Source organism: Nocardia salmonicida (assembly GCF_036142455.1).
Classification (GTDB): domain Bacteria; phylum Actinomycetota; class Actinomycetes; order Mycobacteriales; family Mycobacteriaceae; genus Nocardia; species Nocardia salmonicida.
Genome location: NZ_CP108014.1, coordinates 5,211,526 through 5,223,814 on the forward strand (window position 1 = coordinate 5,211,526; position 12,289 = coordinate 5,223,814).

The 12,289-nt window shown below is 68.6% G+C and carries 13 protein-coding genes; 8 read left to right on the top strand and 5 right to left on the bottom strand.

The features are described 5' to 3' along the window. Positions 1-31: 31 nt before the first annotated feature. Positions 32-706, top strand: coding sequence for a DUF4386 family protein (locus OHS03_RS24560; RefSeq protein WP_328657352.1), 675 nt, complete (start codon positions 32-34; stop codon positions 704-706). On the opposite strand, the gene OHS03_RS24565 is transcribed toward OHS03_RS24560, so the two are convergent. Beyond that, the gene (locus OHS03_RS24565; protein ID WP_328657353.1) at positions 655-1,356 is read right to left on the bottom strand and encodes a TetR/AcrR family transcriptional regulator; all 702 of its coding nucleotides are present in this window, start codon (positions 1,354-1,356) and stop codon (positions 655-657) included. The genes OHS03_RS24560 and OHS03_RS24565 overlap by 52 nt on opposite strands. A gap of 43 nt (positions 1,357-1,399) precedes the next feature. Further along, positions 1,400-2,698: an alpha/beta hydrolase gene (locus OHS03_RS24570; RefSeq protein ID WP_328657355.1), complete on the bottom strand. Its 1,299-nt coding sequence runs from the start codon at positions 2,696-2,698 to the stop codon at positions 1,400-1,402. 132 nt (positions 2,699-2,830) lie between these two features. Between OHS03_RS24570 and OHS03_RS24575 the strand changes: the two genes are divergently transcribed. Further along, on the top strand, positions 2,831-4,933 hold the full coding sequence (locus OHS03_RS24575; RefSeq protein ID WP_328657357.1) for a bifunctional lysylphosphatidylglycerol flippase/synthetase MprF: 2,103 nt from the start codon (positions 2,831-2,833) through the stop codon (positions 4,931-4,933). Here the strand turns inward: OHS03_RS24575 and OHS03_RS24580 are convergent. After that, complete coding sequence (locus tag OHS03_RS24580) at positions 4,930-5,622, bottom strand: pyridoxamine 5'-phosphate oxidase family protein (RefSeq protein ID WP_328657359.1); 693 nt, start codon at positions 5,620-5,622, stop codon at positions 4,930-4,932. The two genes, OHS03_RS24575 and OHS03_RS24580, sit on opposite strands and share 4 nt — an antisense overlap. 79 nt (positions 5,623-5,701) lie before the next feature. On the opposite strand from OHS03_RS24580, the gene pdxR reads away from it, so the two are divergent. The 3 genes from pdxR to OHS03_RS24595 all read left to right on the top strand — a co-directional run bounded on the left by pdxR (position 5,702) and on the right by OHS03_RS24595 (position 8,837). Beyond that, on the top strand, positions 5,702-7,078 hold the full coding sequence (gene pdxR / locus OHS03_RS24585; RefSeq protein ID WP_328657361.1) for a MocR-like pyridoxine biosynthesis transcription factor PdxR: 1,377 nt from the start codon (positions 5,702-5,704) through the stop codon (positions 7,076-7,078). Between the two features lie 71 nt (positions 7,079-7,149). Beyond that, positions 7,150-7,395 (top strand): DUF2630 family protein, encoded by a 246-nt coding sequence (locus tag OHS03_RS24590; RefSeq protein WP_056814059.1) that lies wholly within the window; start codon positions 7,150-7,152, stop codon positions 7,393-7,395. Beyond that, positions 7,392-8,837 (top strand): dihydrolipoyl dehydrogenase family protein, encoded by a 1,446-nt coding sequence (locus tag OHS03_RS24595; RefSeq protein WP_328657363.1) that lies wholly within the window; start codon positions 7,392-7,394, stop codon positions 8,835-8,837. The genes OHS03_RS24590 and OHS03_RS24595 overlap by 4 nt, the downstream gene beginning before the upstream one ends. Here the strand turns inward: OHS03_RS24595 and OHS03_RS24600 are convergent. Both OHS03_RS24600 and cobF read right to left on the bottom strand, forming a co-directional pair. Continuing rightward, positions 8,830-9,699, bottom strand: coding sequence for an Fpg/Nei family DNA glycosylase (locus OHS03_RS24600; protein ID WP_328657365.1), 870 nt, complete (start codon positions 9,697-9,699; stop codon positions 8,830-8,832). The two genes, OHS03_RS24595 and OHS03_RS24600, sit on opposite strands and share 8 nt — an antisense overlap. 43 nt (positions 9,700-9,742) lie before the next feature. Beyond that, a complete protein-coding gene (cobF, locus tag OHS03_RS24605; protein WP_328657367.1) occupies positions 9,743-10,483 on the bottom strand; it encodes a precorrin-6A synthase (deacetylating) in 741 nt (246 codons plus the stop codon). Positions 10,484-10,541: 58 nt separating this feature from the next. Between cobF and OHS03_RS24610 the strand changes: the two genes are divergently transcribed. From OHS03_RS24610 to OHS03_RS24620, 3 genes are all read left to right on the top strand, one after another. Beyond that, positions 10,542-11,345: a thymidylate synthase gene (locus tag OHS03_RS24610; RefSeq protein ID WP_056814079.1), complete on the top strand. Its 804-nt coding sequence runs from the start codon at positions 10,542-10,544 to the stop codon at positions 11,343-11,345. 2 nt (positions 11,346-11,347) lie between these two features. Next, positions 11,348-11,827: a dihydrofolate reductase gene (locus tag OHS03_RS24615; RefSeq protein WP_062987001.1), complete on the top strand. Its 480-nt coding sequence runs from the start codon at positions 11,348-11,350 to the stop codon at positions 11,825-11,827. A gap of 105 nt (positions 11,828-11,932) precedes the next feature. Continuing rightward, positions 11,933-12,259: a cupin domain-containing protein gene (locus tag OHS03_RS24620; RefSeq protein ID WP_056814086.1), complete on the top strand. Its 327-nt coding sequence runs from the start codon at positions 11,933-11,935 to the stop codon at positions 12,257-12,259. The last annotated feature ends 30 nt before the right edge of the window (positions 12,260-12,289 follow it).

Genomic DNA, 12,289 nt, shown 5'->3' on the forward strand with positions numbered 1-12,289 from the left:
CCTGTACTCCGTACAGTCAGAATGGATTCTCATGCGGAACAACCCGTGGCCCACGATCACTCTGCTCATCGGCGCCCCGATTCTGATGAACCTCGCCTTCGTCGGCCTGGGGACGACGTTCGACTATCCCGACGTCCTGCAACTACCCGCCACCGAGGTCCTCGCCCGATTCCGGGCCGAGCAGACCACGATCGTCACCCTCTTCACCCTCCTCGCGGCTGCGGCCTGCGCCTTCGTCCCGCTGTCCGTCCTGATCGGCCGGCTGGACAGCTCCCCCACGATGCGGTGGGCGGTGCGAGCGGGCGTCGCCGCCGCCCTCGTGCAAACGATCGGGCTGCTGCGCTGGCCGCTGCTGGTCCCCACCCTGACCGACGCGGACACCTTGGAACGACAGCACGCCCTGCTCGGTACCCTCCTCGGCGAAACCGCCGGGTACACCCTCACCGCGATCTGGACCGCGCTGGTCATCGCGGCCCTGCGCACCCCGCGGTGGTTCGCCGCGCTCGGCTACACCAGCGCCGCCGCCATCGCGACCGGCGTCGTCATCCCCCTCGGCATCGAGCCCGCCGCCGTCGTCAACTTCGCCGGCTACGTGTTGTGGAGCGTGTGGCTGCTGGCCTTCGCCGCCCTGCTCGGCCGCGGCGCGTTCGCGCGTCAGGTCGCCGTCATCCCGACGAGCAGTACGCGAAGCCCCCAGACGAACTGATCGACGGAGGACCAGTCGGCGATCTCCTCGAGGTGCGCCGCGGCGCGCGGCCACCGGGTCGGATCCAGGTCGTGGAGAGCCGCGCGGCGGGCCGCGATCCGCTCGGATTCCCCTGGCAGCGGCGGCTTTCCGTCGGTTTCGGCCACGTCGAGGGCGATCGAGCCGAGCACGTACACGATCACCGCGTAGACCCCGTGCGCGCGGATGGGCGCCGGTAGTCCACCGCGAGCGAGACAAACGAACAACGACTCGGCCATTTCTCGTGCCGCGGGCCCGTCCGCCGACGGGCTGTCCATGGGACCCGACATGATCAACTCCGGCACCGCGGGGTGATCGAACAGCCGACCGCGCACACTGAGCGCGAACTGGACCACCGCCGCGGTCCACTCCACGCCGTCGTCGGTGAGCGGCCCGAGCGCCACCGACGACAGCACGCGTTCGATCACGGCGCGTTCGAGCCCATCCGAGCCGCCCACGTGAGCACGCACCGCGGCCGCGTCGACCCCGAGCCGCCGCGCCACCGCCCCGACGGACAGAGCCTGCCTGCCGCCCGCGTCGAGAACGGCGAGCGCGGCATCGGAAATGTGTTTCTCGGTGAGCGCCCCTGCTGCGTCACCGGCGTCCGTACCTGGGGTTTTCGCCTCGGGCATGCGTCGACTGTACTCCGGCGACCCGCGCGGAATCCGGCACCGATCAGGGTGTGAGGCCCAGCCGGGTGGCCAACCACGGCAGCTGATCGCGCAGCGCGGACGCCCACAGCGCGAAGTTGTGGCCGCCGGGCAGAATCCGCAGATGCACGTCCATCCCCGCGTCTTTCGCCGCCTGATACATCCGCTCCACCTGCGGCCGATACATCTCGTCATCGGCGCCGACCACGAACGCACCGGCGGAATCCGGATAGGTCCGCGATCGCAGCAGATCGAGTGGATTGACTCGCAGCAGCGCCGCGGTATCCCCGCCGAACGCGGCGTCCACGGTGCGCTGCCGGTCGCCCAGCGTTGGCTCGTCCTGACCGGAGATGTCGAGGAAGGTGGGATAGACGTCGGGATAGTTGGTGGCCAGTTGCAGTGCGCAGGTGCCGCCATAGGACAGTCCACCCACCGCCCAGGAGCGCGGATCCGGATCGATCTGCAGATTCGCCTTTGTCCAAGCGGGCACGTCGACGGCCAGGTAGGTGGCGACCTTACCGAGCGCGGAGTCCAGACACAGCGGGTTGGCCAGCTGGGAGCCGGTCCCGTCGGCCACCACGACCACCGGCGCGAGGCCGTTGTGCGCACGGGCGAAGGAATCCATGGTCTCGGCCAACTGCCCACCGACGAACCAGTCCTGCGGCGCGCCCGGCTCACCGGCGAGCAACACCAGGACCGGCAGCAGCGGCCGCGGATCCGCGAAATAGGCGGGCGGCAAATAGATCTGAGCCTCGCGAGCGGTGAATCCGGACGCCGTCGGCGGTACGGTCGCGGTCAGCATCCGCCCGCCGTCGGGCAATCCGTCGGGTGCTTGCCACGCGGGCTCGAGTGGACGCGCGCTGATCACCCGCTCGCGCCGGGTCAGCTCACCGGCCTCGACCCGATCGACCTCTTCCACCCCGAGCGCCGCGCCCACCGTCGGATACGACGCGTACACCAGGTTGATCCGGACTCCCACCGCGACCAGCACGACACCGGCCGCGAGCACGGTCACCACCACGGTCGCCACACTCCGGCGCACCAGAATCCGTGGCACCACCAGCAGCACCGCGGCCACCGCGATCCCGATCAGCACGTACACCGAGACGGCGATCGGATCGGGAAACGGCTGCCACACCTCTTCGACGAACAGGTACAGCGCCACGGTGAGCACCACGGCGGACAGCACCACGATCGGCATGGTCGTCGTGACGTACCGCCGTACACGAGGAAACAGCAACCACACCGCACCCACGGCGCCGAGCACCGTCAGCGCCACCGGCAGCCATCCGGTGAGCAACGACAGATCGGTGATTCGCGTCATCGCTGACCTCCACAGATGCCACCTCGACCGCCCTAGCGCGCGCATCGCGGTCCCCGTACGACCGCGATGACATACGGTACACAGAAGACGTCACCGCGCCGGTGCGGCGCACTCGCAGCAAAGGGTGGTTCCATGAACGACGACGCGGTTGCCACCGAACCAGCTCCTTCGCGCGGCGTCGCCTTGGCGCACACCGTGATCCGCCGGGTGCCGTTCACTCTCGGCTTCCTGGTCGCGGTCATGATTCTCGGCCTCGCCACCGGCGGCCTCTGGCGCAGGCTCGACCAGCGTTCCTGGTACCCCGATATCGCCTACGGCTGGCTCGCGCTCACCGAGGGCAAGTGGTGGACGCCGCTGTCGGGCTGGTTCTTCGGGCTCACCCCCGTCCAATACCTCTGCATGGCAATCTTTTCAGCGGCCGCGATCGGCTGGGCGGAGTGGCGGCTCGGCACCGTGCGCACCGCCCTCGTCTGCCTGTCCGGCCAGTTGATCGGGGTCCTCGGCGCGTCGGTGACGGTCGGGCTGCTGGCACATACCCATCTCGGGTGGGCCGACCGGCTTTCCGAGGTGCGCGATGTCGGGTTCACCACGGCGGCGATCTCGGCGGTGGCCGCGGTCTCGGCGACCCTGCGCTCGCCGTGGCGTCTGCGGGTGCGCGCCTTGCTGATGGCACACGTGGCGATCACCTTCCTGTTCGAATCGACCTTCGCCGATCTCATGCATCTCATCGCCGTCGCCGTGTGGCTGCCCGCGGGCGAAAAGCTCTTCAGCCGAACCGAACACGGCTTCTGGCCACGCACCCGACGCGAGGTGCGCATGCTGGCCTTCGCCGGATTGATGGTGATCGCCGCGGCCTCGGTGGCGGTGTATTTCTTCCCCGCCAACAGCCTGCTCGGCCCCACCGAGGGCGAACGCGGTTCGCTGTGGAGCACGATCGTCACGGTCGTGGTGATCGGGTTGGTCGCCGATCAGCTACGCAAGGGCAGACACTGGGCGTGGTGGGTCGCCCTCGGCTACGGCCTGCTGCACGTGGTGCTCACCCTGGTGCTGCTCGGCGTTTCCATCGGCACCGACTACGAGACCACCGGCGCGGTGACCGTCGGGACCGCCCTGCTGTGGGCGGGTGAGGTGGCCCTGCTCTACGGCGGCCGCGGCGCGTTCCGGGTGCCGGTCCGGCGCAGGATCTCCGACGGCGCGCTCACCGGCGCCGATCCCGGCGACGCGGTGCGCGCCCTGCTCGCCCGCTACGGCGGCAGCACCATGTCGTGGATGACCACGTGGCCGGAGAACAAATACTGGTTCGCCGACGACGGTGAACGGTGCGTCGCCTACCAACGCCACGCGGGCACGGTCATCGCGCTCACCGACCCGATCGGTCCCGAAGAACTGCTGCCGGACACCATCGCCGCCTTCACCGACACGTGCGAATCCCACGGCTTGGTTCCGTGTCTGTTCTCCACCACCGAGGCCGTCGCGGATATCGCGGGCGAGCTCGGGTGGCGCAGTGTGCAGATCGCCGAGGACACCATCGTCGACCTGCCCGAGCTCGAGTTCAAAGGCAAGGCCTGGCAGGACATCCGGTCGGCGATCAACCGGGCGACCAAGGAGGGCATCGAGTTCCGTCTCGTCGAACTCGGCGATCAGCCGTTTGCGGTGATCGCCCAGGTACGCGCGATCTCCGAGGAATGGGTGGGTGAGAAGGGCCTGCCGGAAATGGGATTCACACTCGGCGGAGTGGAGGAAGCCATGGACCCGGACGTGCGGGTGGGGCTCGCGATCGACACCCAGGGCAGCGTGCACGGCGTGACCTCCTGGCTACCCGTCTACGGCCCCGGCGACGAGATCCGCGGTTGGACCCTTGACGTGATGCGCAGGCGCCCCGACGGCTTCCGGCCGGTCGTGGAATTCCTCATCGCCTCGGCGTGCCAGGAGTTCAAAGAGGAAGGCGCCGAGATCGTTTCGCTGTCGGGGGCTCCGCTGGCGCGCAGCGCGAGCACCGAGGGCGCCGAACCGATCGATCGTCTCCTCGAAGGGCTCGGCGCCGCGATGGAACCGTATTACGGCTTTCGGTCACTGCATTCGTTCAAAGCCAAGTTCCAGCCCCGCCACGAACCGGTGTACCTGTGCTACCGCGACGAGGCGGACCTGCCCCGAATCGGCATCGCGCTGACGAAGGCCTACCTCCCCGAGGTCTCGGCCAAGGATCTGATGGCGCTCGGCGCGGCGGGGAATTAGGGAACCGGCACGTCGATCGATGTCACCCGGTCCGCGACATCGGCGGGCACGTCGATGCCCGATTCGAGGTTGCCGGCCGGGATCGGCTCGCCCCAGACCTGTCGCAGCGGCAGCACACCGGCCCACACACCACCGGCCGCGATGTCACCCTCGTCGTCGTTCGGCCCGCCCGTACGCACCTTCACCGACGCCTCGGTGAGGTCGAGCGCCAGCACCATCGTCGCCGCCAGCTCCTTGCGGTTGGGCGGCCGCACCCGGTCCCAGGCACCGGGGGCGGCGTGCTCGACGATCACCCGCAGGGCGTTGTCGCGCTCGGCCTCGTCGGTGACCAGCACCGCCCTGCCCCGGATCACCGCGCTGCGGTAGTTCATCGAGAAGTGCATGGCCGAGCGGGCGTACACCAGCCCGTCGACGTGGGTCACGGTGAGGGAGATATCGGTGTCGATCGCGGCGCGCATATTGCCGGCTCCGGTGGATCCGTGCAGGTAGACGGTGTCGCCGATGCGCCCGTAGATGGTGGGCAGCACGACCGGCGACCCGCCGAGCAGCACACCGAGGTGGCAGATGAGACCCGCGTCGAGCACATCGTCGAGTGCGGCGCGATCGGTGACGCCGCGTTCCTTGGCGCGGGTCAGCGTGGTGCGCGGGGTCGGCGACAGGGGGTTGCGGTGGACATCGTGCGTGCTCATAAGATGAGCTTCGCCGAAGAAGTGGACCATGTGTAGGTCCAATTCAACCGAATATCAACAGGCCAATTCGAGGTGGACGATGCTCGACGACCTTCCGATTCCCCTCGACCGAACCGCCCCCGAGCCGCTCTCGGTGCAGGTGGCCGACGCCCTGCGCGCCGCCGCGACCGACCGGGTGCTGCGCGTCGGCGACCGCTTGCCGTCTTCGCGCGGGCTGGCACAGCGACTCGGGGTGAGCCGGGCCGTAGTGGCGGGCGCCTACGACCAGTTGCACGCGGAAGGCTGGCTGACCGGCAGGCACGGCTCCGGCACCTACTTGAGCACCGCCCCGGCCACCGCCCCGCCGAGCCCCGAGACCGAGCACGGCGCCGATCCCGACGCGGGCCTGCTCGATCTCGGCCCCGGCGCACCGTGCGCCGAAGCGGTCGACTCCGCCGCGTGGCGCCGCGCCTGGCGCGCCGCAGGCGATCAGGCGCCGGAGGCCCGAAAGAATCGCGCGGGCGAACCGGACTTCCTCGCGGCGGTCGCCGATCACCTCCTGCGCCATCGCGGGCTGGCAGCAGGGGCCGGATCGGTGGTCATGGCCACCGCGGGAACCAGCGCGGCGGTGGGCGAGCTGGCCACCGCGCTGCTTCGTCCCGGCGATCGGGTGGCCATCGAGGATCCCGGCTACCTGCGTGCCGTCGGCGCGCTGCGAGCCGCGGGCATCGAGGCCGTCCCGGTGCCCGTGGACGCCGACGGTTTGCGTATCGACCTGATCCCGGACGGTATCCGCGCGGTGTATTGCACACCGGCACACCAGTTCCCGCTCGGCGCGATGATGCCCGCGGCCCGCCGGGTCGAGCTCATCGAATTCGCCAGACGAACCGGAACTTTCATCATCGAAGACGATTACGATGGCGAATTGCGTTACGACACAGCTCCGCTGCCGCTGTTGGCTTCATTGGCACCCGATGTCGTGGTACATCTCGGCACCACCAGCAAGATCATCGCCACCACCCTCGGCGTCGGCTGGCTCGTCGCCCGTCCCGGCATCACCGACGCCGTACTCGCCCATCGCGCCGAGATCGGCAGCTCCCCGAGCCCGGCGGGGCAACGGATCCTCAGCGAATTCGCCCGCCACGGCGATCTCTCGCGGCACCTGCGCCGACTGCGCCGGGTCGTGCCGCCCCGCCGCGCCATGGTCGTCGACGAACTCGCCCGCCACGGCCTACCCGTCATCGGTGACGACGCGGGCTCACACGTAGTCGTCGAACTCCCCGGCCCCGGCGCCGAACGCCACGCCGTCGACGCCGCCCGCGCACGCGGTGTCCTGCTCGACGGCCTGGCTCGCCACCACCTCGCCGAACCGCACCACTTCGGCGTCGCCATCGGCTACACCGCCCTCACCAGCGCCGACCTCGCCCGCGCCATGCCCGTCGCGGCCGACTGCCTCGCCGAGGCATCGCGCCGATAGCCGACCCTTCGCGGTCGTAGCATGGACCAGGAACCGGCACTACCCCTGGCGACTATCGAAGAGGTGAGCACATGACCGATCAGGACATTCTGGCGCGGATCAAGCAGCTGGTCGACGACGAGCACGCGCTGCGAGCCAAGGCCACCGCGGGCGAGATCGACCCGATAGCCGAACGCAAGCAGCTGGCCGAGCTGGAAGTGATGCTCGATCAGGCTTGGGATCTGTTGCGGCAGAGACGTGCTCGCACCGGCTCCGGTGAATCTCCCGAAGACACCGGGTTGCGTTCCCCCCGTGAGGTCGAGGGCTACCTGCAGTGACCGAGGCCGAATACGACGTCATCGTCATCGGCGCGGGACCGGCTGGTGAGAACGCCGCCGCCTACGCCATCGCGGGCAGCGACCGCACCGCCGCCCTCGTCGAGCGGGAGCTGTACGGCGGCGAGTGCAGCTACTGGGCGTGCATCCCCAGCAAGGCGCTGCTGCGGCCCGGCGCCGTACTCGGCCTCGGCGAGTCGATGCCGGGGGTGAGCGCGAGCGGCCCGCAGGTGGCCGACGTGCTCGCCCGCCGCGACAGCTTCGTGCACAACCACGATGACAGTTCCCAGGTCGAGTGGGCGAAATCGGCAGGCGTCGATCCCGTCCGCGGCGCGGGTCGCCTGATCGGCGAACGACTCGTCGAGGTCGCTACCGACGACGGCGTCAAGGTCTTGCGCGCCCGGCACGCGGTGGTCATCGCGACCGGCACCACCGCCACCATTCCGGACATCCAGGGCGTGCGTGAGGCCCTGCCGTGGACCTCCCGTGACGCCACCAGCCTGACCGTCGTCCCGCGTCGGGTCGCCATCATCGGCGGCGGTGTCGTCGCCTGCGAAACGGCGACCTGGCTGGCCGAACTCGGCGCCGAGGAGGTAACCCTGCTGGTCCGGGGTGACCGCCTGCTGCCACGCAGTGAGCCGTTCGCCTCGGAGCTGGTCCTGCGCGGCTTGCTCGACACCGGAATCGTCACGGTGCGGTTCCATACCGAACCGCTGCTGGTCTCGCGTCGCGATCCCGAAGACACCGGCGTCGGCCACATCCACGGCGGTCCGGTCACCGTGGTACTCGACGACGGCGAACTCGAGGTCGACGAACTCGTCGCCGCTACCGGCCGCACCCCCGCCACCTCGAATCTCGGCCTCGACGCCGTCGGCCTGCCCTCGGGATACATCGAGGTCGACGACCAGCTCACCGCGCGCGAGGCGCCCGGCGAATGGCTCTACGCCGTCGGCGACGTGAATCACCGTGTGGCACTGACACATATGGGTAAGTACCAGGCCAGAGTGTGCGGTGACGTGATCGCCGCCCGCGCCGAGGGCAGGGCACTGAACGGCACTCGGTTCACCGCGAGCGCCGACCACCAGCAGGTGCCCCAAGTCGTCTACACCGCACCGGAACTCGCGTCCGTCGGCCTCACCGAACACGAGGCGCGCACCGCCGGATTCGCGGTGGACACGGTCGAGCTCGATATCGCCGTCGCGGGTTCCGCGCTCTCGCGTGACGACTTCCACGGCCGCGCCAAGCTCGTCGTCGACACTGCGGCCGACCGCATTCTCGGCGCCACCTTCGTCGGCCCCGACATGGGCGAGCAGCTGCACGCGGCCACCATCGCGGTGGTCGGACAGGTGCCGCTGGACACGCTGTGGAACGCGGTGCCCGCCTTCCCAGCCGTGAGCGAATTCTGGCTCCGACTGCTGGAAGCCTGGCGCGAGAAGACTATTTGAGCAATCGCGACATCCGCCGGTCGGCGAGCACCTTGCCGCCGGTCTGGCAGGTGGCGCAGTACTGGAACGAGCGCTCCGCGTAGGACACCTCGCGCACGGTGTCCCCGCACACGGGGCACGGCTGTCCGGTTCTGGCGTGAACCCGCATGCCCGAACGCTTCTCGCCCTTCAACCGGGCCGCGTCCTGACCCACCGAACGGTCGACCGCGTCGAGCAGAACTGTGCGCATCGCGGTGTACAACTGCGCAACCTTGTCCGCCGACATCGTTTTGGTGTTCGCGAACGGCGAGATCTTCGCGGTGTGCAGGATCTCGTCGGAATAGGCGTTGCCGATCCCGGCGATCAGGGTCTGATCCACGATCGCGGTCTTGATCCGCTGCGAGGTGCTTTTCAGCAGCGCGGCGAATTCGTCCTCGGTCAGTCCCAGCGCGTCCGGCCCGAGCCGCGCGATGCCCGGCACCAGCTCCGGATCCTCGACGACATACACCGCCAGCCGTTTCTTGGTGCCCGCCTCGGTCAAGTCGATCGCGGGCGTGGCCCCCTCAGGCGTGAAGAAATGCACGCGCAGCGCCAGCGGACTCTTTCCACCCGGCTTCGGCGGCAACGGATTCGGCTCATCGATCCAGCGCAACCACCCACCGCGCGACAGATGGGTGATCAACCAGAGTCCGCCACAATCCATTCCGAGGAATTTCCCCCACCGGCCCGCACCGGTGACATCGCGGCCGGACAACGCGGTCACCGGCGGATCGAAGGTTTTCACCGCGCTCAGGGCCGCCACGTCCACACGGCCGACCACAGCGCCGACGGCATGATCCCGAAGGAACTGCGCCAACGCCTCTATTTCCGGCAGCTCGGGCACGGTTGCCAGTTTAGCGATCTCTTGCGGATCGGCGCGGGATCCGTCAGCCGGCGCGGAGCAGATAAACGTCCATGATCCAGCCTTTTTCCGCGCGCAGTTCCGCGCGGCGGGCCACGATATCGCGTTCGACCTCGCGCAGATTTCCCTCGATCAGCGTTTCGTCGGGCATGCCGAGGTAGGCACCCCACCAGATCTGGATATCGTCGCCGCGAACCTCGGTGAACGAGCATTCGCCGTCGAGCATCACCACGGTCGATCCGGGACCGAGCCCTTCTTCGCGCAGTCGGCGCCCGGTCGTGACATGGACGGGTTCGCCGATCCGGTGCAGCACCATGCGGTGACGGGCGGCCAGCGCGGCGATGCTGGTGACGCCCGGGATCACCTCGTAGTCGAAGTCGGCGCGCCCCCGCGCCAATACGTGCTCGACCATCCGCAGGGTGCTGTCGTAGAGCGCCGGATCACCCCACACGAGGATCGCGCCGATGCCGTCCACCTGGTCGAACGCGGCTTCGAGGAGCTCGGAGCGCCGTTCGTGCCAGTCCACGACGACGCCGGCGTAGTCCGCGGGGGTGCGCTCGCGCGGCGGGTCAGCGATCTCGATGATCCGATGCGGCGTGTCCACGTGCTCGGCCAAGATCGTGGTGCGTACGTCGACGAGTTCCTGTTTCTCGGCGCCCTTGCCGATCACGAAGAAGGCCTCGGCCTTCCGCATGGCCTTGACCGCCTGCACCGTCACCTGGTCGGGGTCTCCCGCACCGATGCCGATCACGTAGAGCTTGCGCATAGCCGAAGAGCTTGCCAGGTGCCGATCCGCCGAGCCCACCCCCGTAGAATCGCGAGACGTGGCCACCCCTGATACGCAGTACGAGGATCTGCTCCGGCTCGTTCTGGAGCAAGGCACGCCCAAGGCCGATCGCACCGGTACCGGAACCCGCAGCATCTTCGGTCACCAACTGCGCTACGACCTGGCCGAGTCCTTCCCGCTGATCACCACCAAGCGGGTCCACATGAAGTCCATCGCCTACGAACTGCTGTGGTTCCTACGCGGCGATTCCAATGTCTCCTGGCTGCGCGAACACGGCGTGACCATCTGGGACGAATGGGCCGACGCCAAGGGTGAACTCGGTCCCGTCTACGGCGTGCAGTGGCGCTCGTGGCCGACCCCGGACGGCACCCACATCGACCAGATCGCCCAGGTCCTGCACACCCTGCGCACCGACCCCGATTCGCGCCGGATGATCGTCTCGGCCTGGAACGTGGCCGACCTGGACAAGATGGCCCTCGCCCCCTGCCACGCGTTCTTCCAGTTCTACGTCGCCGACGGAAAACTGTCCTGCCAGCTGTACCAGCGCAGCGCCGACCTGTTCCTCGGCGTGCCGTTCAATATCGCCAGCTACGCCCTGCTCACCCTGATGGTCGCCCAGCAGACCGAGCTCGAGCCGGGCGAGTTCATCTGGACCGGCGGCGACGTGCACATCTACGACAACCACGTCGACCAGGTCCGCGAGCAGCTCACCCGCGAGCCCTACCCGTTCCCGACGCTGCACCTGCGCCCGGCGACGAGCCTGTTCGATTACGCCTACGAAGACATCGAGGTGTCCGACTACAAACATCACCCCGGCATCAAGGCGCCGGTGGCGGTGTGAAGATGATCGGCCTGATCTGGGCGCAGGCGAACAACGGCGTGATCGGCGTCGACAACACGATTCCGTGGCGCGTGCCCGAGGACATGGCCAATTTCCGCGATACCACCATGGGCCACCCGGTGATCATGGGTAGACGGACGTGGGATTCGCTCCCGGCGAGTTTTCGTCCGCTGTCGGGCCGCCGCAATATCGTAGTCACCCGCCAGACTGATTGGGCTACAGAAGGCGCCGAACGCGCCGCCTCGGTGCCCGACGCGCTGACCATGACCGACGAGACCGACACCTGGGTGGCCGGTGGCGGCGAGATCTACCGCGCCGCGCTGCCGCTCGCGACGACGCTGCTGGTCACCGAGGTCGACACCACCGTGGCGGGCGACGCCTTCGCCCCGGTCATCGGCCCGGAATGGCATGCGGACGACACGCCGTGGCTGACCTCGAAATCCGGTCTGCGCTACCGGATTCGCCGCTACACCCGCGACTGACAACACCCAGCTAACGGTCACGGCAAAACGCCCGAACGCGTGGGCGCTGTCGGGCATACTCCTTCGAAGACCAGCCCGCGAGAAGCCTGCGAAAGGCCCGATCCAATGGACAAGAAATCGCTGACCGCGGTGGCCCGTCAACAGCTCAAGCTGGCGGCCACCTCGACGAGCGGCCGAAGTTCGCAAACCCTCATCGGCGGCCATACCCATGTGCTGCGCCAGACGGTCGTCGCGCTGGCCGAGGGCCAGAGCCTGGCCGAACACGACAACGCGGGTGACGCCACCATCCAGGTGCTCTCCGGCACGCTGGTGCTGATCGCGGGCACCGACGAGTGGAAGGGTTCGGCGGGCGATCTGCTCGTGGTACCGCGCGCCCGCCACAGCGTCAAAGCCGTCGACGACGTCACATTTTTGCTGACCGTCGCGAAATAGCAGGTCGATCGCCCGAAGTGATCAACACCT